20 protein-coding genes, 4 tRNA genes and 1 rRNA gene are annotated in these 21,980 nt (G+C 47.3%); all 25 read right to left on the bottom strand.

Annotated features, from left to right (window positions below; genetic code table 11):
* Nucleotides 1–8: 8 nt before the first annotated feature.
* On the bottom strand, nucleotides 9–338 hold the full coding sequence (gene rplV, locus B5D26_RS12130) for a 50S ribosomal protein L22 (protein ID WP_078745992.1): 330 nt from the start codon (nucleotides 336–338) through the stop codon (nucleotides 9–11).
* Nucleotides 339–355: 17 nt separating this feature from the next.
* On the bottom strand, nucleotides 356–631 hold the full coding sequence (gene rpsS, locus B5D26_RS12125) for a 30S ribosomal protein S19 (protein ID WP_078745991.1): 276 nt from the start codon (nucleotides 629–631) through the stop codon (nucleotides 356–358).
* 22 nt (nucleotides 632–653) lie between these two features.
* Nucleotides 654–1,481 carry a 50S ribosomal protein L2 gene (gene rplB / locus B5D26_RS12120; RefSeq protein ID WP_078745990.1) on the bottom strand — a complete coding sequence of 276 codons (828 nt, stop codon included), beginning with the start codon at nucleotides 1,479–1,481 and terminating at the stop codon, nucleotides 654–656.
* A 16-nt stretch (nucleotides 1,482–1,497) separates the two neighbouring features.
* Nucleotides 1,498–1,794: a 50S ribosomal protein L23 gene (gene rplW / locus B5D26_RS12115; RefSeq protein ID WP_078745989.1), complete on the bottom strand. Its 297-nt coding sequence runs from the start codon at nucleotides 1,792–1,794 to the stop codon at nucleotides 1,498–1,500.
* Complete coding sequence (gene rplD / locus B5D26_RS12110) at nucleotides 1,791–2,396, bottom strand: 50S ribosomal protein L4 (RefSeq protein ID WP_078745988.1); 606 nt, start codon at nucleotides 2,394–2,396, stop codon at nucleotides 1,791–1,793. The genes rplW and rplD overlap by 4 nt, the downstream gene beginning before the upstream one ends.
* A 12-nt stretch (nucleotides 2,397–2,408) precedes the next feature.
* Nucleotides 2,409–3,050, bottom strand: coding sequence for a 50S ribosomal protein L3 (gene rplC, locus B5D26_RS12105; protein ID WP_078745987.1), 642 nt, complete (start codon nucleotides 3,048–3,050; stop codon nucleotides 2,409–2,411).
* A gap of 114 nt (nucleotides 3,051–3,164) precedes the next feature.
* Nucleotides 3,165–3,476 carry a 30S ribosomal protein S10 gene (gene rpsJ / locus B5D26_RS12100; protein WP_028304199.1) on the bottom strand — a complete coding sequence of 104 codons (312 nt, stop codon included), beginning with the start codon at nucleotides 3,474–3,476 and terminating at the stop codon, nucleotides 3,165–3,167.
* Nucleotides 3,477–3,623: 147 nt separating this feature from the next.
* On the bottom strand, nucleotides 3,624–4,847 hold the full coding sequence (gene tuf / locus B5D26_RS12095) for an elongation factor Tu (RefSeq protein WP_078745986.1): 1,224 nt from the start codon (nucleotides 4,845–4,847) through the stop codon (nucleotides 3,624–3,626).
* Nucleotides 4,848–4,875: 28 nt separating this feature from the next.
* Entirely contained in the window at nucleotides 4,876–6,984 is a 2,109-nt protein-coding gene (gene fusA, locus B5D26_RS12090; protein ID WP_078745985.1) for an elongation factor G, read from the bottom strand.
* A gap of 18 nt (nucleotides 6,985–7,002) precedes the next feature.
* Nucleotides 7,003–7,473, bottom strand: coding sequence for a 30S ribosomal protein S7 (gene rpsG, locus B5D26_RS12085; protein ID WP_078745984.1), 471 nt, complete (start codon nucleotides 7,471–7,473; stop codon nucleotides 7,003–7,005).
* Nucleotides 7,474–7,549: 76 nt separating this feature from the next.
* Entirely contained in the window at nucleotides 7,550–7,927 is a 378-nt protein-coding gene (gene rpsL / locus B5D26_RS12080; protein ID WP_078746032.1) for a 30S ribosomal protein S12, read from the bottom strand.
* A 145-nt stretch (nucleotides 7,928–8,072) separates the two neighbouring features.
* Nucleotides 8,073–12,272: a DNA-directed RNA polymerase subunit beta' gene (gene rpoC / locus B5D26_RS12075; RefSeq protein ID WP_078745983.1), complete on the bottom strand. Its 4,200-nt coding sequence runs from the start codon at nucleotides 12,270–12,272 to the stop codon at nucleotides 8,073–8,075.
* An 81-nt stretch (nucleotides 12,273–12,353) separates the two neighbouring features.
* Nucleotides 12,354–16,430, bottom strand: coding sequence for a DNA-directed RNA polymerase subunit beta (gene rpoB / locus B5D26_RS12070; RefSeq protein ID WP_078745982.1), 4,077 nt, complete (start codon nucleotides 16,428–16,430; stop codon nucleotides 12,354–12,356).
* 200 nt (nucleotides 16,431–16,630) lie between these two features.
* Nucleotides 16,631–17,002 (bottom strand): 50S ribosomal protein L7/L12, encoded by a 372-nt coding sequence (gene rplL, locus B5D26_RS12065; protein WP_078745981.1) that lies wholly within the window; start codon nucleotides 17,000–17,002, stop codon nucleotides 16,631–16,633.
* An 84-nt stretch (nucleotides 17,003–17,086) separates the two neighbouring features.
* A complete protein-coding gene (gene rplJ, locus B5D26_RS12060) occupies nucleotides 17,087–17,587 on the bottom strand; it encodes a 50S ribosomal protein L10 (RefSeq protein WP_078745980.1) in 501 nt (166 codons plus the stop codon).
* A 207-nt stretch (nucleotides 17,588–17,794) separates the two neighbouring features.
* The gene (gene rplA, locus B5D26_RS12055) at nucleotides 17,795–18,490 is read right to left on the bottom strand and encodes a 50S ribosomal protein L1 (RefSeq protein WP_078745979.1); all 696 of its coding nucleotides are present in this window, start codon (nucleotides 18,488–18,490) and stop codon (nucleotides 17,795–17,797) included.
* A gap of 1 nt (nucleotide 18,491) precedes the next feature.
* Complete coding sequence (rplK, locus tag B5D26_RS12050) at nucleotides 18,492–18,923, bottom strand: 50S ribosomal protein L11 (RefSeq protein WP_078745978.1); 432 nt, start codon at nucleotides 18,921–18,923, stop codon at nucleotides 18,492–18,494.
* A gap of 72 nt (nucleotides 18,924–18,995) precedes the next feature.
* A complete protein-coding gene (gene nusG, locus B5D26_RS12045; RefSeq protein ID WP_078745977.1) occupies nucleotides 18,996–19,529 on the bottom strand; it encodes a transcription termination/antitermination protein NusG in 534 nt (177 codons plus the stop codon).
* A 13-nt stretch (nucleotides 19,530–19,542) separates the two neighbouring features.
* Nucleotides 19,543–19,911 (bottom strand): preprotein translocase subunit SecE, encoded by a 369-nt coding sequence (secE, locus tag B5D26_RS12040; RefSeq protein ID WP_078745976.1) that lies wholly within the window; start codon nucleotides 19,909–19,911, stop codon nucleotides 19,543–19,545.
* A gap of 56 nt (nucleotides 19,912–19,967) precedes the next feature.
* Nucleotides 19,968–20,043, bottom strand: a tRNA-Trp gene (locus B5D26_RS12035).
* A 133-nt stretch (nucleotides 20,044–20,176) separates the two neighbouring features.
* A tRNA-Thr gene (locus tag B5D26_RS12030) sits at nucleotides 20,177–20,252 on the bottom strand.
* Nucleotides 20,253–20,254: 2 nt separating this feature from the next.
* Nucleotides 20,255–20,328: transfer RNA gene (locus B5D26_RS12025), tRNA-Gly, on the bottom strand.
* Nucleotides 20,329–20,336: 8 nt separating this feature from the next.
* Nucleotides 20,337–20,421, bottom strand: a tRNA-Tyr gene (locus tag B5D26_RS12020).
* A 147-nt stretch (nucleotides 20,422–20,568) separates the two neighbouring features.
* Nucleotides 20,569–21,534, bottom strand: coding sequence for a biotin--[acetyl-CoA-carboxylase] ligase (locus B5D26_RS12015; protein WP_078745975.1), 966 nt, complete (start codon nucleotides 21,532–21,534; stop codon nucleotides 20,569–20,571).
* A 180-nt stretch (nucleotides 21,535–21,714) separates the two neighbouring features.
* A 5S ribosomal RNA gene (gene rrf, locus B5D26_RS12010) occupies nucleotides 21,715–21,830 on the bottom strand.
* Nucleotides 21,831–21,980: the final 150 nt, after the last annotated feature.

Raw genomic sequence — 21,980 nt, 5'->3', positions numbered from 1 at the left:
GTCTCCTACTAATCTGCTACCTTAACCGTGATATGGCAAGTGCGCTTAAGAATGCGATCAGCACGGCCTTTGGCACGTGGTCTGATACGCTTCATGGTCATACCTTCATCTACGAAGATGGTTGACACGCGCAACTCATCGATATCCGCACCTTCATTGTGCTCGGCATTGGCAATAGCTGACTCAAGAACTTTCTTGATCAGAACCGCAGCCTTTTTCGGGCTGAAGGTTAGCAGATTCAGTGCTTTAGCAACTGGCATTCCGCGAACCTGGTCAGCAACCAAACGAGCCTTCTGTGCGGATAAGCGAGCACCCCGTAATTTAGCGGCTACTTCCATCTCTTATTCCCCTCGGCTTAGCGCTTGGCTTTCTTGTCTGCTACGTGACCACGATAGGTACGAGTAGCAGCAAATTCACCCAGCTTGTGTCCTACCATCTCTTCAGAGATCAGTACAGGCACATGCTGGCGACCGTTATGAACTGCAATGGTCATACCTACCATTTCTGGCAGGATCATAGAACGGCGAGACCAAGTTTTGATTGGACGACGCTCGTTTTGACCCAGTGCAGCTTCAACCTTCTTCAACAGATGCAGGTCAACAAATGGACCTTTTTTCAGTGAACGTGGCACAGCTGTATCCTCTTAAAAACTGTTACTTAGAACCGCGACGACGAACAATCAGTTTGTCAGTGCGCTTGTTCTTACGTGTCTTGTAACCTTTAGTCGGCACGCCCCATGGAGTCACTGGGTGACGACCACCAGAGCTACGACCTTCACCACCACCATGTGGGTGGTCAACAGGGTTCATTGCAACACCACGAACAGTAGGACGAACACCTCTCCAGCGCTTAGCACCAGCTTTACCTAACTGACGCAGGCTGTGTTCAGAGTTACCTACTTCGCCTAGTGTTGCGCGACACTCAGACAGAATTTTACGCATTTCACCAGAACGTAGACGTACTGTTGCGTAAGCACCTTCACGTGCTACCAACTGTACTGAAGCACCTGCAGAACGTGCAATTTGAGCACCTTTGCCTGGTTTCAGTTCGATACAGTGAATCACGCTACCTACTGGAATGTTACGCAGCGGCAATGAGTTACCTGGCTTAATTGGAGAACCAACACCAGATTGTAGTGCATCACCCGCTTTCACACCCTTAGGTGCAATAATGTAACGACGCTCACCGTCAGCATACTTCAGCAGAGCAATATGCGCTGTACGGTTTGGATCGTATTCAATACGTTCAACAACCGCTGGGATACCATCTTTATTACGACGGAAATCAACCATACGGTAGTGCTGGCGATGGCCACCACCAATGTGACGTGTAGTAATACGTCCGTTATTATTACGACCACCTGTCTTTTGCTTTGGCGCTAACAGTGGAGCGTAAGGTGCACCCTTATGCAGATCCGTGTTAACAACTTTAACAACGTGGCGACGACCTGCTGATGTGGGTTTAGATTTAACAACTGCCATTATCCCAACTCCTCGCTTATTCAGCGCCAGCAAAGTCGATTTCTTGACCTTCCGCTATAGACACATAAGCCTTGCGGAAACCTTTGCGACGACCAATACCACGGGCAGTACGCTTTGTTTTACCTTTAACGTTAACAGTGCTTACGCCTGTAACGGTAACTTCAAACAACTGCTCTACAGCCTTTTTGATTTCTGGCTTTGTCGCATCTGCAGCAACTTTAAATACATACTGATTGCTTTCATCAGCGATGATTGCTGCTTTTTCAGAAATATGAGGTCCTAGCAGAACCTTGAAAACGCGCTCTTGGTTCATCCCAGCTTCTCCTCGAACTGACGCAGAGCAGGTACAGTTACCAGCACTTTATCGTAAGCAACTAAGCTCACTGGATCCGCTGCTGCAACATCAACCACTTCTACATATGGAATGTTACGTGCTGCAAGGAACAGGTTGGTATCAACTTCAGCTGTCACGATCAAAACTTTAGATAAGTTCATCTCTTTCAGCTTAGCAACCAGAGCCTTAGTTTTAGGCGCGTCTACTGTGAACGCTTCAACAGCGATCAAGCGATCTTGGCGAGCCAGCTCTGACAAGATGCTGCGCATTGCTGCACGATACATCTTTTTGTTAACTTTTTGCGCAAAGTTTTGTGGCTTAGCAGCAAAAGTAGTACCACCTGTACGCCAGATTGGGCTACGGATAGTACCCGCACGAGCGCGACCAGTACCTTTTTGACGCCATGGTTTAGCGCCACCGCCGCTCACTTCTGAGCGAGTTTTCTGTGCACGAGTGCCTTGACGGGCTGCTGCAAGGTATGCAGTAACAACTTGGTGTACCAGAGCTTCGTTATACTCTTTACCAAATGTTGCGTCTGATACTTCTACTGCATCAACTCCGCCTGCAAGATTCAGATTCATTCTCTTTACCCCTTAGCCGCGAGCTTTAACAGCTGGACGGACAATAACCTGGCTGCCTGGAGCACCTGGAATGCCGCCTTTAACCAGCAACAAGTTGCGTTCAGCATCAACACGTACAACTTCCAAACCTTGTACAGTTGAACGCTCAGCACCCATGTGGCCTGCCATTTTCTTACCTTTGAAAACGCGACCTGGAGTCTGACACTGACCGATAGAACCTGGAGCACGGTGAGATAGAGAGTTACCGTGAGTTGCATCTTGAGTACGGAAATTCCAGCGCTTAACAGCACCTTGGAAGCCCTTACCCTTAGATGTGCCGGTCACGTCAATTTTCTGACCAGCTTTAAAGAGGGATACGTTCAGCTCTGCACCAACTTCCAGTGATTCTTCACCTTCCGCCAGACGGAACTCAACAAGACCTTTACCAGCAGCAACACCCGCTTTTGCGAAGTGACCTGCTTCAGCTTTGGTCAAATGCTTTGCTTTACGCTCACCAGAAGTAACCTGGATCGCTGCATAGCCGTCTTTTTCAAGTGAACGCACCTGAGTTACGCGGTTTGGAGAAACCTCGATAACTGTTACAGGTACAGAAACACCATCTTCGGTGAAAATGCGAGTCATACCGCTTTTCTTACCGACAAGACCGATAGTCATATTTCGACTCCTTAGTGTACGGGGCTGTCACCCGCTATGGCTGCACTTTTCATTGCATTCCACTGATAAATTGTGTGTCGTCTCTCGACGAGCGCCTAATTTCTTTATGGCTAATTAGCCAAGACTGATCTGCACATCAACACCAGCAGCCAGATCCAGTTTCATCAGCGCATCAACTGTTTTTTCAGTTGGCTCTACAATATCGAGAACACGCTTGTGAGTACGAATTTCGTACTGATCACGAGCATCTTTGTTCACGTGCGGAGAGATCAACACAGTGAAACGCTCTTTACGGGTTGGCAGCGGGATTGGACCATGCACCTGAGCACCAGTACGCTTTGCAGTATCAACAATTTCCTGCGCAGACTGATCGATCAGACGATGATCGAATGCTTTCAGACGAATACGAATTTTCTGATTTTGCATTCCAAAAACCCCAATTGGATACGAGCGTAATTCGCTCACCCTTGATAAAAAGGAAGCGCATTGTAAGAGGAGGGAGATTAGATGTCAAGCAATGACAAAAAGGGATCTTCGCAAAAAACGAAGATCCCTTATTTAGATCAGTTGAGATTACTCAACAATCTTAGCTACAACACCAGCACCTACAGTACGACCACCTTCACGAATCGCGAAACGTAGACCTTCTTCCATCGCAACAGGAGCGATCAAAGTAACAGTCATCTGAACGTTGTCGCCAGGCATAACCATTTCTACGCCTTCTGGTAGCTCGCAAGAACCAGTTACGTCAGTAGTACGGAAGAAGAACTGTGGACGATAGCCTTTGAAGAAAGGAGTGTGACGACCACCCTCTTCTTTTGACAGTACGTAAACTTCTGATTGGAATACAGTGTGTGGCTTGATCGAACCTGGCTTAGCCAAAACTTGACCACGCTGTACATCATCACGCTTAGTACCACGCAATAGTGCACCAATGTTCTCACCTGCACGACCTTCGTCAAGCAGTTTACGGAACATTTCAACACCAGTACAAGTCGTCTTAACAGTATCAACGATACCAACGATTTCTACTTCAGAACCAGTGTTAACAATACCACGCTCTACACGACCAGTTACTACAGTACCACGGCCAGAGATAGAGAATACGTCTTCGATTGGCATCAAGAATGCACCGTCGATCGCACGCTCAGGCTCAGGAATGTAAGTATCTAGAGCTTCAACCAGCTTCTTAACAGCAGTTGTACCTAGCTCATCAGCATCTTCGCCGTTCAGAGCCATCAACGCAGAACCTGCGATGATTGGAGTATCGTCACCTGGGAAGTCATAAGTAGACAGCAGGTCACGCAGTTCCATCTCAACCAGTTCGATCATCTCTGCGTATTCTTCAGAACCTACGCCGCCGCAATCTTCAGCCAGCAAGTCAGCTTTGTTCAGGAATACAACGATGTACGGTACACCAACCTGACGAGACAGCAGGATGTGCTCACGAGTCTGAGGCATAGGGCCGTCAGTCGCGCCACAAACCAGAATCGCGCCGTCCATCTGTGCAGCACCAGTGATCATGTTTTTTACATAATCAGCGTGGCCTGGGCAGTCAACGTGTGCGTAGTGACGAATATTTGAATCATATTCAACGTGAGACGTTGAAATAGTGATACCACGCTCACGCTCTTCTGGAGCGTTGTCGATACCGTCGAATGCAACTGCTTTACCGCCGAAAACTTCAGCACATACGCGAGTCAGAGCAGCAGTTAGAGTTGTTTTACCGTGGTCAACGTGGCCGATAGTACCAACGTTTACGTGTGGTTTATTACGTTCAAATTTTTCTTTAGACACAGCTAAAACCTCTTTTCATATTTAGCGGTTATTTACGATTAATAACAGCTTCAACAATGCTTGAAGGTGCTTCTGCATATTTCTCAAACTCCATGCTATAGCTTGCACGACCTTGAGTTGCAGAGCGTAGATCGGTTGCATAACCGAACATTTCACCTAGCGGTACCAGGGCACGGACTACTTTACCTGATGTAGTATCATCCATACCTTGAACCAAACCACGACGACGGTTCAGGTCGCCCATTACGTCACCCATGTAATCTTCAGGCGTTACCACCTCAACCTTCATTATAGGCTCAAGAAGTACTGGATTCGCATTGAGACAACCCTGTCTAACAGCCATAGAACCTGCGATCTTGAACGCCATTTCATTGGAATCCACATCGTGGTACGAGCCATCAAACAATGTCACCTTAACGTCGATCATTGGGTAACCGGCCAGAACACCATTTTGCAGCTGCTCGTAACAACCTTTGTCAACTGCAGGAATGTATTCCTTAGGCACCACACCACCTACGATTTCATTGCTGAATTCATAGACTTTATCACCGTCTTCGCCTTTGTCTGTTAGCGGCTCTATGCGAACCCAGACATGGCCAAACTGACCACGACCACCAGACTGACGTACGAATTTACCTTCTTGCTCAACGGATGAGCGAATAGTTTCACGATACGCAACCTGAGGCTTACCGATCGAGGCTTCAACCTTGAACTCGCGACGCATGCGGTCAACGATAATATCAAGGTGTAACTCACCCATACCGGAAATTACAGTCTGGCCGGTTTCTTCGTCAGTCTTAACCCGGAAAGACGGATCTTCCTGAGCCAATTTGCTCAGTGCGATACCCATTTTATCCTGGTCAGCTTTCGATCTCGGCTCAACAGCTACGGAGATTACAGGCTCCGGGAAGTCCATACGCTCAAGGATGATACTTTTGTTGATATCACACAACGTATCCCCTGTAGTGACATCTTTCAGGCCAATAATGGCCGCGATATCACCCGCACGCACTTCTTTAATTTCATCTCGGTCGTTGGCATGCATTTGAACCATGCGCCCAACACGCTCTTTTTTGCCCTTAACAGCGTTTAGCACGCCATCACCAGAACTCAGAACACCCGAGTAAACACGAATGAAGGTCAGCGAACCCACAAAAGGATCAGTCGCTATTTTAAACGCTAGCGCTGAAAACGGAGCATCATCATCCGCCTCTCGTGTTTCAATTTGATCACTGCCTTCAAGCGTGCCCTCAATCGCCTTAACTTCTGTTGGTGCTGGCAAGTATTCAACTACAGCGTCAAGCATCGCTTGAACACCTTTGTTTTTAAATGCCGAACCACAAAGAGCAGGAACGATTTCGTTATTCAACGTTCGCTTGCGCAGGCCAAACTTGATTTCTTCAACAGTCAGCGCTTCGCCTTCAAGGTACTTATCCATCAGCTCATCAGAGGCTTCAGCCGCAGCTTCAACCATCTTCTCGCGATATTCCTCTGCCAAGTCTTGCAACTCAGCTGGAATTTCGCGCAACTCGTAGGTCATACCTTGATCAGTTTCATTCCAGTAAATACTTTTCATGCGGATCAAATCGATCACGCCTTCAAAAGCTTCTTCCGAACCGATATTTAACTGTATTGGCACTGGCGTCGCATTCAAGCGCTTCTTAATCTGTTCGACTACGCGCAGAAAGTCTGCACCAGCACGATCCATCTTATTTACAAATACAATGCGAGGCACTTCGTATTTGTTAGCTTGCCGCCAAACTGTTTCAGACTGAGGCTCTACCCCAGAAGATCCACAGAAAACAACCACCGCACCATCTAATACTCGCAAAGAGCGCTCAACTTCAATAGTAAAGTCTACGTGCCCAGGGGTATCGATAATGTTAACCCGATGCTGCTCAAACTGTTTATCCATGCCGGACCAGAAGCAAGTTGTTGCCGCAGAGGTAATAGTAATCCCCCGCTCTTGCTCCTGTTCCATCCAATCCATTGTAGCTGCGCCGTCGTGCACTTCACCGATCTTATGAGAAAGACCCGTGTAAAACAAAACTCGCTCTGTAGTCGTTGTTTTGCCCGCATCAACGTGCGCGCAAATGCCAATATTACGGTAGCGATCAATTTGGGTCTTACGTGCCACGACATACCTCCCGTTTGATTAGAAGCGGTAGTGCGAGAACGCTTTGTTAGCTTCAGCCATGCGGTGAACGTCTTCACGCTTCTTAACTGCAGCACCTTTACCATCTGCCGCATCAAGAATTTCACCAGCTAGGCGTAAATCCATAGACTTCTCGCCACGCTTACGTGCAGCATCTACCAACCAACGCATAGCCAGAGCCATACGACGAGCAGGACGCACTTCAACGGGTACTTGATATGTAGCACCACCCACACGGCGAGATTTAACCTCAACCAGCGGCTGAATAGCTTCGATCGCTTTTTCAAACATATCTAGCGGCTGTTCTTTGCTGCGCTCTTCTACTTTAGCAAGTGCGCCGTATACGATACGCTCAGCAACAGATTTTTTACCGCTAACCATTACATGGTTCATAAACTTAGCTAGGCGCTCATTACCGAACTTAGGATCCGGAATAATATCACGCTTGGCAGCAACACGACGTCTAGGCATCGATAAGCCCTCTTCAAGGTCTTCAGGTAACCCTAGGAATAAACCCTAGCCTTACTCTTATCAGACAAAGATTAAATTATTTTGACTTAGGACGTTTCGCACCATATTTGGAGCGAGCCTGTCTACGGTCTGAAACACCAGAAGTATCCAAGCTACCACGAACTGTGTGATAACGAACACCAGGTAGATCCTTTACACGACCGCCACGGATCAGAACAACAGAGTGCTCTTGAAGGTTGTGACCTTCACCGCCGATGTAAGAAGAAACTTCAAAACCGTTAGTCAAACGTACACGACACACTTTACGAAGCGCTGAGTTAGGCTTCTTAGGAGTTGTCGTGTATACACGAGTACATACACCGCGCTTTTGCGGGCAGCTTTGAAGAGCAGGAACATCGCTCTTCTCAACTTGACGCTTACGAGGTTTGCGTACCAACTGATTGATGGTTGCCATGCAAGCAGACTCCACGTTGTACACAAAAAAAGACGCTGGATAAACCATCGCCATACTAATTAAGGAGGCGCATTGTATGTTGCCTCCCCATTGCAGTCAAGGCCGGACTATCGTCCAGCCTTGATTACTCTATTGCCAGACTGAGTTACTCTTCGCTATTTAGCGCTTCACTCAGTGCAGCTTCCACATCACTTGCACTTGGACCTGCTAGTAATGCCTCAACTTCTTGGCGTTTTTTCTTACGATTACGGTGATAAGTCAGACCTGTTCCCGCAGGAATTAGACGACCTACCACTACGTTTTCTTTCAAGCCACGCAGATGATCGCGCTTGCCAGTTACCGCCGCTTCTGTCAGTACGCGCGTGGTTTCCTGGAACGATGCAGCAGAAATAAACGATTCTGTTGCCAAAGATGCTTTGGTAATACCTTGCAATACACGTTCGTATTTTGCAGGGAATTTATCCGCTTGCATCAGCGCTTCATTTTCATCCAATAATTGCGCAACCTCGACTTGGTCGCCATGGATGAAGCTTGAATCACCTGACTCTGTGATTTCTGCTTTACGTAGCATCTGACGAGCAATTACTTCGATGTGCTTATCGTTAATGCCTACACCTTGTAGACGGTAAACTTCTTGCACCTCTGTCGTGATGTACTCAGCCAGCTTGCTCACACCTAATAGACGTAGAATATCATGCGGGTTAGATGGACCGTCAGAGATTACCTCACCACGTTCAACTTTCTCACCCTCAAACACGTTCATCACGCGCCATTTAGGAATCAGCACTTCATATGTATCACCGCTTTCTGGCGTGATCAGGATACGACGCTTACCTTTGGTTTCTTTACCGAAGGTTACAACACCTGAAATCTCTGCCAGTAATGCAGGCTCTTTTGGACGGCGCGCTTCGAATAGGTCGGCCACTCGTGGCAGACCACCAGTAATATCTTTGTTACCCGCAGATTCCTGAGGAATACGCGCGATAATTTCACCGATACCGACGTCAGCACCATCTTCTACCGTCACAACCGCTTTACCTGGCAGTAAATAGTGCACAGGCGACTGTGAGTTTGGCATGGTCAGTTCATTGCCAGCTTCATCTACCAGCATGATCATTGGACGCATGTCTTTACCCGCAGCAGGGCGTGCTGATGGGTCTAGAACCTCAATAGAAGATAGACCTGTCAATTCATCTGTGGTGCGGTTCATGGTGATGTTATCTTCCATACCATTGAACTTGGCACGACCCGCCATCTCTACCACGATTGGGTGAGTGTGCGGATCCCACTTCGCCAGAATCTGACCACTTTCTACCTTGTCACCCTCACGCGCACTGATCTCAGCACCGTAAGGCAGCTTGTAGTATTCACGCTCACGGCCTGTTTCATCAGCTACAGCCAATGCACCAGAACGAGAAACTGCAACTAACTTACCATCCTTACGCTCTACCACTTTGATGTTGTGGAAGCGCACGGTACCGCCATGCTTAACTTGTACGTTATCGATTGCAGACGCTCGTGATGCCGCACCACCGATGTGGAACGTACGCATCGTTAACTGCGTACCTGGCTCACCGATCGACTGAGCAGCGATAACACCAACTGCTTCACCCACGTTAACCAAGTGACCACGCGCAAGGTCACGACCATAGCAGCTCGAACATACACCGTAACGAGTGTCACAGGTAATTGCTGAACGTACGATAATTTCGTCGATACCCATGGTGTCTAAGCTTTCACACCAAGCTTCGTCTAACAACGTGCCATGAGGAATCAGTATTTCGCCTGTATCGTGCTTAACCACGTCCTGAGCAACTACACGACCCAATACACGATGACCAAGTGGTACAACGATATCGCCACCCTCAATCAGCGGGTGCATCGTCAGACCGTTTTCAGTGCCGCAATCATGTTCTGTCACAACAAGGTCTTGTGCCACATCAACCAAACGACGTGTCAGATAACCCGAGTTTGCTGTTTTCAGTGCGGTATCCGCCAAACCTTTACGCGCACCGTGTGTCGAGATGAAGTACTGAAGTACGTTCAAGCCTTCACGGAAGTTTGCCACAATCGGCGTTTCAATGATCGAGCCATCTGGCTTCGCCATCAGACCACGCATACCCGCCAACTGACGAATCTGAGCCGCACTACCCCGAGCACCAGAGTCCGCCATGATGAAAACTGAGTTGAATGAGTCTTGCTCTTCTTCAACACCGTCACGGTTGATTACGGTTTCTTTCGAGATACCTTCCATCATCGCTTTGGCAACTTTATCGTTTGCCTTAGACCAGATGTCGATTACTTTGTTGTACTTCTCGCCCTGAGTTACCAGACCTGAAGAGAACTGTTGTTCAATCTCTTTCACTTCAGCTTCAGCGGCGGCCACGATGGCAGCTTTTGCGTCAGGGATTACGAAATCGTTTACACCAATGGATGCCCCAGACAGTGTCGCTTGACGGAAGCCGGTATACATCAGTTGGTCCGCAAAAATTACAGTCTCTTTCAAACCTACACGACGATAAGACGCGTTGATCAGGCGAGAGATCGCTTTTTTGCTCATCGCACGGTTAACCAAGTCAAAAGGCAAGCCTTTTGGCAGGATGCGATACAACATTGCACGACCGATAGTGGTGTCATAAATTACAGTGCGTTTTTCAATTTCACCGTTTTCATGACGAATCACTTCGTTCACACGAATTTTAACTCGCGCTTGCAAGTTAACATGACCTGCACCCAGCGCACGTTCCGCTTCGTCAACGCCACTGAATACCATACCTTCGCCTTTCGCGTTGATACGGTCACGGGTCATGTAATACAGACCCAGTACAACGTCCTGAGACGGTACGATGATTGGCTCACCGTTCGCAGGAGATAGTACGTTGTTGGTCGACATCATCAGCGCACGGGCTTCTAACTGTGCTTCGGTGGTCAAAGGCAGGTGTACCGCCATCTGGTCACCGTCGAAGTCGGCGTTGTAGGCCGCACACACCAACGGGTGAAGCTGAATCGCTTTACCTTCAATCAGTAGAGGCTCGAATGCTTGGATACCTAAACGGTGCAGAGTTGGTGCACGGTTTAACATCACTGGGTGTTCACGAATCACCTCAGCTAAGATATCCCAAACTTCTGGCAACTCACGCTCAACCATCTTCTTCGCAGCTTTGATGGTTGTCGCCATGCCTTTCGCTTCTAGGCGGGCGAAGATGAATGGGTTGAACAGCTCAAGTGCCATTTTCTTCGGCAGACCGCACTGGTGCAGTTTCAACTGTGGACCTACGGTAATTACCGAACGACCAGAGTAGTCAACACGCTTACCTAACAAGTTCTGACGGAAACGACCTTGCTTACCTTTGATCATGTCAGCCAAAGACTTCAGAGGACGCTTGTTAGAGCCTGTAATCGCACGACCACGACGACCGTTATCTAATAGCGCATCGACCGCTTCCTGCAACATACGCTTTTCGTTACGTACGATAATATCAGGTGCATTCAGGTCCAGAAGACGTTTCAGACGGTTGTTACGGTTGATCACACGACGATAGAGATCGTTCAGATCCGAGGTCGCAAAACGACCACCATCTAGCGGAACCAATGGGCGCAAATCAGGTGGCAATACTGGTAATACTTCCAGAATCATCCACTCAGGCTTGTTGCCTGACTTGAAGAAAGCTTCCAACAGTTTCAGACGCTTAGACAGCTTCTTGATTTTGGTTTCGCTGTTGGTCTGCGGAATTTCTTCACGCAGGAAATTGATCTCTTCTTCAATTTCAATGTCTTTCAACAGCTCTTGGATCGCTTCTGCACCCATACGAGCATCGAAGTCATCACCAAATTCTTCTAACGCTTCGTAATACTGCTCATCATTTAGAAGCTGGTTTTTTTCCAGAGTAGTCATACCCGGATCAACCACAACAAATGATTCAAAATACAATACGCGCTCAATATCACGCAGAGTCATGTCGAGTAACAGACCGATGCGGGACGGTAGCGATTTTAAGAACCAGATATGTGCAACTGGAGAGGCAAGTTCAATGTGAGCCATACGGTCACGACGAACTTTAGCTTGAGTGACTTCTACGCCACACTTCTCACAGATAATACCACGGTGCTTCATACGCTTGTACTTACCGCACAAGCACTCGTAGTCCTTTACCGGACCAAAGATTTTGGCACAGAACAGACCATCACGTTCTGGCTTAAAGGTACGATAATTGATTGTCTCTGGCTTTTTAACTTCGCCATAGGACCAAGCACGGATCATGTCTGGTGATGCCAGCGTGATCTTTATCGAATCAAATTCGTCGCTTTGTCCCTGTGCTTTTAGCACATTAACTAGATCTTTCATCGGCCACTGCTCCAAATGGAGTTGCTGATGCGGGCCTCAGCCCGCATCGGAATTCATCTGCTAAATCTGTAACGGCTAAAATTAGCTTTCCAGATCAATATCGATACCCAGAGAACGGATTTCCTTCACCAATACGTTGAAGGATTCCGGCATACCCGGTTCCATGCGATGATCACCATCAACAATGTTTTTATACATTTTGGTACGACCATTCACATCATCCGACTTAACCGTCAGCATCTCCTGCAGGGTATAAGCCGCGCCGTATGCTTCCAGTGCCCACACTTCCATCTCACCGAAGCGCTGACCACCAAACTGAGCTTTACCACCAAGAGGCTGCTGCGTTACCAGACTGTAAGAGCCAGTAGAACGCGCATGCATCTTGTCGTCAACCAAGTGGTTCAGTTTCAGCATGTACATGTAACCTACGGTTACTGGACGATCGAACTGCTCACCGGTACGGCCATCACGCAGCCACATCTGGCCGCTGTCAGGCAGGTCTGCCAAACGTAACAACTCTTTGATTTCTGCTTCTTTAGCACCATCAAATACTGCTGTTGCGATTGGTACACCTTTACGCAGGTTCTGTGCTAACTGAATCACTTCTTCGTCAGTCAAGCTGTCGATATCTTCAGTTTTGCTGCCAACCTGGTTATAGATTTTGTCCAAGAAAGCACGAATATCAGCCAGCTGAGTTTCACGCTGTTCTAGTAGCATCTCGTTGATTTTGTTACCAAGACCTTTCGCTGCTAGACCTAGGTGTGTTTCCAGAATCTGACCTACGTTCATCCGAGACGGTACACCCAGAGGGTTCAGTACGATGTCAACAGATTCACCTTTCTCGTCATAAGGCATATCTTCAACTGGCATAATAGCTGAGATAACACCCTTGTTACCGTGACGACCCGCCATCTTGTCACCAGGCTGGATACGACGCTTAATGGCAACATAAACTTTAACAATCTTCAGAACACCTGGGGCAAGGTCATCACCCTGCTGCAGTTTCTTCTTCTTGTCTTCAAACTTGTCGTCCATCTCTTTACGACGCAATAACAGCTGCTCTTCAGCCTGTTGCAGGTGTTCGTTTAGAGACTCATCGACTAAGCTAAGCTTGAACCACTGGCTACGTGGCAATTCGGCCAAGTATTCAGCAGTCAGTTTGTCGCCTTTCAGTAAACGCACACCGCTCAGCACTTCTTGGCCATCTAGTAGACGAGATAGACGCTCAAAGGTGGCTTCTTCGGCGATACGGTATTCTTCCTGAAGATCTTTACGAACTTCATCTAGCTGTTGCTGTTCAATCGCACGCGCACGGCTGTCTTTTTCAACGCCATCACGGGTGAACACTTGAACATCAATAACAGTACCTTTAACGCCTGTTGATACACGTAAAGAGGTATCTTTAACATCAGAGGCTTTTTCACCAAAAATTGCACGTAGTAGCTTTTCTTCTGGAGTCAGTTGCGTCTCACCTTTAGGCGTCACTTTACCGACCAGAATATCACCTGCGCAAACTTCCGCACCGATATAGACGATACCGGACTCATCAAGTTTACCCAGCGCGCTTTCGCCTACGTTTGGAATATCTGCCGTGATCTCTTCTGCACCTAGTTTGGTGTCACGAGATACGCAGGTTAATTCCTGAATATGAATCGTAGTGAAGCGATCTTCTTGCACCACACGCTCTGAAACCAAAATCGAGTCTTCGAAGTTGTAACCGTTCCAAGGCATGAACGCGATGCGCATGTTCTGACCTAAAGCCAGCTCACCCAGATCAACAGATGGACCATCTGCTAAAATATCACCAACTGCAACCACATCACCCGGACGTACAATTGCACGCTGGTTGATACAAGTATTTTGGTTAGAGCGGGTGTACTTAGTCAGGTTGTAGATATCTACACCTGCTTCACCTGCTGCTGTTTCTGCATCGTTTACACGAATAACGATACGGCTCGCATCAACTGAGTCAACTACGCCGCCACGCTTCGCAACGGCACAAACGCCAGAGTCACGAGCAACATAACGCTCCATCCCTGTACCCACTAACGGCTTATCAGCACGTAATGTTGGTACAGCTTGACGTTGCATGTTCGATCCCATCAATGCACGGTTCGCGTCATCGTGCTCTAGGAATGGAATCAGTGCTGCGGCAACCGATACAACCTGACGAGGTGATACGTCCATCAAGGTTACTTGCTCAGGAATCATAAAGGTGGTTTCACCTTTGTGACGCACCTGAACCAGATCATCAATCAAACGACCTTCCGCATCCATCTTCGCAGAGGCCTGAGCGATGATGTATTGGCTTTCTTCAATTGCAGACAGATACACCAGCTCATCAGTCACCATACTATCGACAACTTTGCGATAAGGGGTTTCTAAGAAGCCATAGCTATTTGTACGCGCATAAGTCGCCAATGAGTTGATCAGACCAATGTTTGGACCTTCAGGGGTCTCAATTGGGCAAACACGACCATAGTGCGTTGGGTGTACGTCACGTACTTCGAAGCCTGCACGTTCACGGGTCAAACCACCTGGGCCTAAAGCAGAAACACGACGTTTGTGCGTCACTTCTGATAGCGGGTTGTTCTGATCCATAAACTGAGACAGCTGAGAAGAGCCAAAGAACTCTTTAATCGCTGCGGCAACAGGCTTCGCATTGATCAAGTCTTGTGGCATCAAGCCTTCACTTTCAGCCAAAGACAAACGCTCTTTAACAGCACGCTCAACACGTACTAAACCAACGCGGAATTGGTTTTCTGCCATCTCACCAACAGAACGAATACGACGGTTACCCAAGTGGTCAATATCATCCACTTCGCCTTGGCCGTTACGAATGTTGATCAGTTCGCGCAATACTTGAATGATGTCTTCATGGCTCAGTACACCTGAACCTGTATCTTCATCACGACCGATACGACGGTTGAACTTCATACGACCCACAGCAGAAAGATCATAACGATCTTCACTGAAGAACAAGTTCTCGAACAGTGCTTCTGCAGAATCTTTGGTCGGAGGCTCACCAGGGCGCATCATACGATAGATTTCAACTAGCGCTTCTAACTGGTTGCGTGTGTTATCAATACGCAATGTGTCAGAGATAAATGGACCACAATCAAGATCGTTGGTATACAACGTCTCGATTACTTTACAGCCCGCTTGCGCCAGTTTTTCTAGAATTTCTGCTGTAATCTCAGTGTTACACTCGCAGATCAGTTCACCTGTACGCTCGTCAACCATATCTTTGGCTACAACGCGGCCAAATAGATACTGAACAGGTACTTTCAGTTTATCCATACCTGCTTTTTCAAGCTGACGGATGTGGCGAGGTGTAATACGGCGACCTTCTTCAACGATGATTTCACCGTTTGGATCACAGATATCAAATGTTGCAGTTTCACCACGCAGACGCGCAGGAACCAGCTCCATGTACAGGCCATCACGCTCAAAGAAGAACTTGTTCGTATCAAAGAACATGTCCAGCATCTGCTCAGAAGTGTAGTTTAATGCACGTAGCAGAACAGAAGCAGGCAGTTTACGACGACGGTCAATACGTACGAATACACTGTCTTTAGGGTCGAACTCAAAATCCAACCAAGAGCCACGGTAAGGGATCACGCGAGCTGAGTACAACAGCTTACCTGAAGAGTGTGTCTTGCCCTTATCATGGTCAAAGAATACACCTGGAGAACGGTGCAACTGAGATACGATTACACGCTCAGTACCGTTGATAACGAAGGTGCCGTTATCCGTCATCAGGGGCATTTCGCCCATGTAGACTTCTTGTTCTTTAATATCCTTGATTGCCTTGTTTGATGACTCACGGTCATAAATGACAAGACGGACTTTTACACGCAGCGGTGCTGCATAAGTGACACCACGCAGTTGACACTCTTTTACGTCAAATACGGGATTGCCCAAGCGATAGCTGACATACTCAAGAGAAGCATTTCCCGAGTAGCTCTCTATTGGGAATACCGACTTAAACGCAGCATGAAGACCTTGATCTTCGCGCTGTTCAATTGTTTTGTCTTGTTGCAGGAAAGCTCGATAAGAATCCAGCTGGATGGCCAGCAAATACGGCACATCCATGACATGGGGTAGTTTACCGAAATCCTTGCGGATACGTTTTTTCTCAGTATATGAGTAAGCCATCAGTATTCCCCAGCTTGTTCATCTGATCTCAGGCGACGTACACAGTGTTCTAGATACACCCAGTAGAACCTGTGCCGCTATGTCTTCACGCCGCTTATTTATAAAGCAGTCAAGGATATTATGAACAGAAAAAGGCCGGCGGCGACAACGCCACCAGCCCACTGCGATCTTCAGCAGCGTCTGCTGTACAGCAAGAGCTATTACTTCAGCTCTACTACTGCACCTGCTTCTTCTAGCTGTGCTTTAGCTGCTTCTGCATCATCTTTAGAAGCTGCTTCTTTGATAACAGATGGAGCGTTATCTACAAGCTCTTTAGCTTCTTTCAGACCTAGACCAGTAATTGCACGAACTGCTTTGATCACGTTAACTTTCTTGTCGCCAGCAGATGACAGAACAACGTCAAAGTCAGTTTTTTCTTCTGCAGCAGCTTCGCCACCAGCAGCACCGCCAGAAACTACAGCAGCTGCTGCAGAAACGCCGAATTTTTCTTCCATTGCTTCAATCAGTTCAACAACGTCCATTACAGACATTTCAGCAACTGCATTGATGATATCTTCTTTAGTCAGAGCCATTATCTTAGCTTCCCAACGTTATAGAGCAATTGTCGCTCGTTTAAATCAAAATTTGTTTATTTGCGAAATCAACAAGATGGACGATTAAGCCGCTTCTTGCTTCTGATCGCGAACAGCAGCCAGTGTACGAACCAGCTTGCCTGCAGATGCTTCTTTCATAGTCATCATTAGGCGTGCGATTGCTTCTTCGTATGTCGGCAGACTTGCCAGACGATCGATATCTGACGCAGCAATCAACTCTCCTTCGTACGCAAGTGCTTTAACTTCGAAGTTGGCTTCTGCTTTAGCAAAATCTTTCAGCAGACGAGCCGCCGCACCTGGGTGTTCCATAGAGAACGCAATCAGGCTTGGACCAACGAAGCTATCTTTCAGGCACTCAAAACGAGTACCTTCAACAGCAATGCGAGCTAGCGTGTTACGAACAACACGTAGCTGTACGCCGGCTTCACGAGCATTTTTACGTAGGCTAGTCATAGCACCTACAGTAACGCCACGAGAATCGGCTACTACAACAGAAAGAGCAGCGCTGGCAGCTTCGTTGACTTCAGCAACAATTGCTTTTTTGTCTTCGAGACGTAGTGCCACTTTATATGCTCCTAAGCTTTAATGAAGGCTTTCACCTTCTCTTACCACCACCCCTTTTCAGGGAAGTAACGATGGTTGGGCACCAGAAATTCTGGCGGGCCATTCCATCTGCGCAGGATATCTGAACTCAGAAAATTAAGCTTTCGCTCCTGCGGTCTTTGACGGCACCCTTGCAATAGCGAAGGGCCCCGCAAAGTTTGTTCTGTCTTAGATCGCTAGATCTGACATATCAACTGTCAGGCCTGGACCCATAGTAGTCGACAGAGTAATTTTCTTCAGGTAAACACCTTTAGAAGTAGAAGGCTTCAGACGCTTAAGGTCTGCAACCAATGCTTCCAAGTTACCTTTAACTGCATCAGAAGCAAAACCAACTTTACCGATGTTGCAGTGAATAATACCGTTTTTGTCTGTACGATAACGTACTTGACCTGCTTTCGCATTACGTACAGCAGTCGCAACGTCTGGAGTCACAGTACCCACTTTAGGGTTTGGCATTAAGCCACGTGGGCCCAGAACTTGACCTAACTGACCTACAACACGCATTGCATCAGGAGAAGCAATCACCACGTCATAGTTTAGGTCGCCGCCTTTCATTTGGGCAGCCAGCTCGTCCATACCAACAACGTCTGCACCTGCTTCTTTAGCAGCTTCAGCGTTAGGGCCTTGAGTAAATACCGCTACGCGAACGTCTTTACCTGTGCCATTTGGCATTACAGTCGCGCTACGTACAACTTGGTCTGATTTACGTGGGTCAACACCTAGGTTTACCGCTACGTCAATAGACTCTTTGAACTTAACAGTCGACAGTTCAGCCAGCAGAGCAACCGCTTCAGCAACAGAGTACTGTTTAGTTGCATCTACTTTCTCTTTGATCAGTTTTGCGCGCTTAGTTAGCTTAGCCATCTTACAGACCCTCCACATTCAGACCCATGCTGCGAGCAGTACCAGCAATGGTACGTACTGCTGCATCCAAATCTGCCGCTGTCAGATCAGGCTGTTTAGTCGTTGCAATCTCTTCCAGCTGAGCACGGTTTACAGTGCCTACTTTCTGAGTATTAGGACGCGCACTACCACTAGTGATACCAGCTGCTTTTTTCAGCAGAACTGATGCAGGTGGTGTTTTCATCACAAATGTGAAGCTGCGATCGCTATATACGCTGATCACAACTGGAACTGGCAAGCCTGGCTCCATACCTTGAGTCTGTGCGTTGAACGCTTTACAGAACTCCATGATATTCACACCACGTTGACCTAGTGCTGGACCAACTGGTGGCGATGGATTCGCTTTACCAGCTGCAACTTGAAGCTTGATATAGGCTTCTACTTTCTTAGCCATTTTTATCTCCTAAGTGGGTCTATCGCCTTTCGGCTCCCCGTTTAAGACGCTGCTTAAAGCAATCGCCCGAAATCAGTCTTTTTCTACTTGGCCAAACTCAAGCTCAACCGGAGTAGAGCGACCGAAAATCAATACTGATACATGCAGACGGCTCTTCTCGTAATTCACTTCTTCAACAACACCGTTAAAGTCAGCAAACGGCCCATCAATAACACGTACCACTTCACCCGGCTCAAACAATGTTTTAGGCCGCGGCTTATCTGTTCTATCTGCAACACGTTGTAGAATTGCATCAGCTTCACGCTCTGTAATCGGCGCAGGCTTTTCTGCCGTACCACCAATAAAACCAAGAACACGAGGGGTTTCTTTAACCAAGTGCCAAGTGGAGTCATTCATCTCCATCTGCACCAATACGTAGCCCGGATAAAACTTGCGCTCACTCTTGCGCTTTTTACCGTCACGCATTTCAACCACTTCTTCTGTTGGCACCAAAATCTCGCCAAACAGCTCGGTCATTTCATGAAGCTTCACTCGCTCTTGTAACGAGCGCATTACATGCTTCTCATAACCTGAATAGGCATGCACAACATACCAACGCTTTGCCATGTCTATTCCTCAATCAAGCAATAATCAAAGAGATCAACCAGCTCAGAAGTGAGTCAACACCCCAAAGCACTAATCCCATTAATAAAACAGCAGCCAAAACAATCATTGTTGTTTGAATTGTTTCCTGCTTCGTCGGCCAAACAACTTTGCGAATTTCTACTCGAGACTCGATAGCCATATCAGCAAAACGACGACCTTTATCAGTCTTTAGCGCAACCAGTGCAGCCATAACACCAAGCACCACAACGGCAATAGTGCGATACAGCAATGGTAACTCAGAAAAATATAGATTGCCTGCCACTGCGGTAGAAACAAGCAGTACAACAACGGCCCACTTCAACCCATTAGAATTGGAAGTATGAGCTTCTGCATTGCTTTTCATCTATGAACTCCTTAGATTTCGGCGGTTGCCGAGAAGGATACCAACCCGAGGAAGGTTGGCAGGTCAGGAGGGAATCGAACCCCCAACCTGCGGTTTTGGAGACCGCTGCTCTGCCAATTGAGCTACTGACCTATGCTTGCTAGGCTTAAAAACAGCCGTAGCATTCTACTCCTGACAAAAAACCTTTACAAGCCCAAATTGACTTAAAGATCAATGCCTTTATACGGAAAAAGCAGGTAGCAAAGCACCTGCTTTCTTAAAATTCTGGAGCTCATGACCGGATTTGAACCGGTGACCTCTTCCTTACCAAGGAAGTGCTCTACCGACTGAGCTACATGAGCCTTGGAGCGGGCAGCGGGAATCGAACCCGCATCATCAGCTTGGAAGGCTGAGGCTCTACCACTAAACTATGCCCGCAAAAAAAATGGTGGAGGGGGAAGGATTCGAACCTTCGAAGGCTGAGCCAGCGGAGTTACAGTCCGATCCCTTTGGCCACTCGGGAACCCCTCCAGAGCATAGACGACTAATCGCTCTAGCGTTGCTGCCTTGCTTGGCAACGGGGCGTACTATACCAACACCATATTACCTTGGCAAACACTTTTTTCATTTTTTTTCATTATTCTTCAAAGAACTAGCTCATTAATAAGAAAATATCTGTTATTGAATACGGACACTGACCTCACCACCCGCAAAATGCTTTAACTCCCCATCACCAAGCTCAACAATCAAATTGCCTGTATTACTTACCCCTCTAGCAACACCCGTAATCACCTGCCCGCCCAAGCTAATGTTAACGGGCTTATTGAGCAAATAATCGTACGCCGACCACTCACCTAAGAGGCCAACAGTATTTCCATTACAAAGCTCTTTAACAACAGCTTCGACACCAGCTGTGAGCATTACTGACATTTCATTACGAGAAAGAGTAGAGTGACAGTCTATTGCAGTGAAGGGCTGACCTATAGTCTCTAAATGCAGGCTGCTAAAGCAAAAATTGACTCCTACACCGACTACCAAATTGCAATGACTAGTTAAGTCGCCATCAACCTCAATCAAAATTCCTGCAACTTTCTTACCATCAACATAAACATCATTCGGCCACTTCACTTTTACATCATTGATTTTATTTTGAGAAAGCACTTTAGCCACTAATATCCCGATAGCGAGACTTAGCCCCTCCAAGCCCGCAACACCAACAGGCAAAGTTGCAGCCCATGAGAAATATAAATTTGCACCATAAGGGCTTTGCCACTGCCGGCCTCTTCTACCCTTTCCGGCCGTTTGCAGCTCTGCTAAACATAAGTATGCCTGTTCAGGCCATAACTTTGATGATGCCTTCAGCATTGTTAACGCATCAGAATTTGTCGAAGTAGTAATTGGCTTTATCGATAGCAGCGTGTTGTTTGCGATCTGCGCCGCAATGTAATCTGATTTAAGCGGTTCAAAACTATATGCCAATCGATACCCTTTGGCCTGCTCTCTCTGAATTTCTAAACCTATCGACTCAAGCTTCTGAAGCCGCTTCCATACAGCAGCCCGACTTAAACCAAACCTTGCCGCAATATCAACACCGCTATGCCAAAGGCCATCTGCCATAAACTCAATAATTTTATCGTCTTCCATTGCCTTTCCTTTTTACACATTATCTCCAAATGAGCTGCAAGCTACTAGCCAGATTAGGTTCTTATCAATCCGATACACTCAGGCCATTGCCTAGTGTAAATGAGTTAGACGATCAAAACTTTCAAACGCTTGAAACGAAAAAACCCCAGTCTATCGCTAGACTGGGGTTCTATATAAGGCGCTTGACGATGTCCTACTCTCACATGGGGAGACCCCACACTACCATCGGCGCTGTACCGTTTCACTGCTGAGTTCGGGAAGGGATCAGGTGGTTCCAATACGCTATTGTCGTCAAGCAAAAAAGGTGTAGATTGAATGTCTGCCAATTAAGCCTATCTGTTATTAGGCCTTCTACTTTGTTCGTATCTTGTATTCTTACGTCCAAGCCTGAGCTTGTCGCTTGTAATCTCTGACGTATCCGTCGATTGTTAAGCAAGTCAAAAACT

Source organism: Oceanospirillum multiglobuliferum (assembly GCF_900167095.1).
GTDB lineage: Bacteria > Pseudomonadota > Gammaproteobacteria > Pseudomonadales > Halomonadaceae > Oceanospirillum > Oceanospirillum multiglobuliferum.
The sequence above is the reverse complement of the archived record's forward strand: the minus strand, read 5'-3'. Positions and strand labels throughout refer to the sequence as shown.

Bases quoted from the DNA above. Each gene is read 5' to 3' on its own strand.
- nusG (WP_078745977.1), bottom strand. From the start codon at position 19,529: ATGGCAAAGCGTTGGTATGTTGTGCATGCCTATTCAGGTTATGAGAAG.
- secE (WP_078745976.1), bottom strand. From the start codon at position 19,911: ATGAAAAGCAATGCAGAAGCTCATACTTCCAATTCTAATGGGTTGAAG.
- rpsL (WP_078746032.1), bottom strand. From the start codon at position 7,927: ATGGCAACCATCAATCAGTTGGTACGCAAACCTCGTAAGCGTCAAGTT.
- rplC (WP_078745987.1), bottom strand. From the start codon at position 3,050: ATGACTATCGGTCTTGTCGGTAAGAAAAGCGGTATGACTCGCATTTTC.
- rpoB (WP_078745982.1), bottom strand. From the start codon at position 16,430: ATGGCTTACTCATATACTGAGAAAAAACGTATCCGCAAGGATTTCGGT.
- rplK (WP_078745978.1), bottom strand. From the start codon at position 18,923: ATGGCTAAGAAAGTAGAAGCCTATATCAAGCTTCAAGTTGCAGCTGGT.
- B5D26_RS12015 (WP_078745975.1), bottom strand. From the start codon at position 21,534: ATGGAAGACGATAAAATTATTGAGTTTATGGCAGATGGCCTTTGGCAT.
- rpoC (WP_078745983.1), bottom strand. From the start codon at position 12,272: ATGAAAGATCTAGTTAATGTGCTAAAAGCACAGGGACAAAGCGACGAA.
- rpsJ (WP_028304199.1), bottom strand. From the start codon at position 3,476: ATGCAAAATCAGAAAATTCGTATTCGTCTGAAAGCATTCGATCATCGT.
- rplV (WP_078745992.1), bottom strand. From the start codon at position 338: ATGGAAGTAGCCGCTAAATTACGGGGTGCTCGCTTATCCGCACAGAAG.
- rplB (WP_078745990.1), bottom strand. From the start codon at position 1,481: ATGGCAGTTGTTAAATCTAAACCCACATCAGCAGGTCGTCGCCACGTT.
- rpsG (WP_078745984.1), bottom strand. From the start codon at position 7,473: ATGCCTAGACGTCGTGTTGCTGCCAAGCGTGATATTATTCCGGATCCT.
- rplD (WP_078745988.1), bottom strand. From the start codon at position 2,396: ATGAATCTGAATCTTGCAGGCGGAGTTGATGCAGTAGAAGTATCAGAC.
- rplW (WP_078745989.1), bottom strand. From the start codon at position 1,794: ATGAACCAAGAGCGCGTTTTCAAGGTTCTGCTAGGACCTCATATTTCT.
- rplA (WP_078745979.1), bottom strand. From the start codon at position 18,490: ATGGCTAAGCTAACTAAGCGCGCAAAACTGATCAAAGAGAAAGTAGAT.
- rplL (WP_078745981.1), bottom strand. From the start codon at position 17,002: ATGGCTCTGACTAAAGAAGATATCATCAATGCAGTTGCTGAAATGTCT.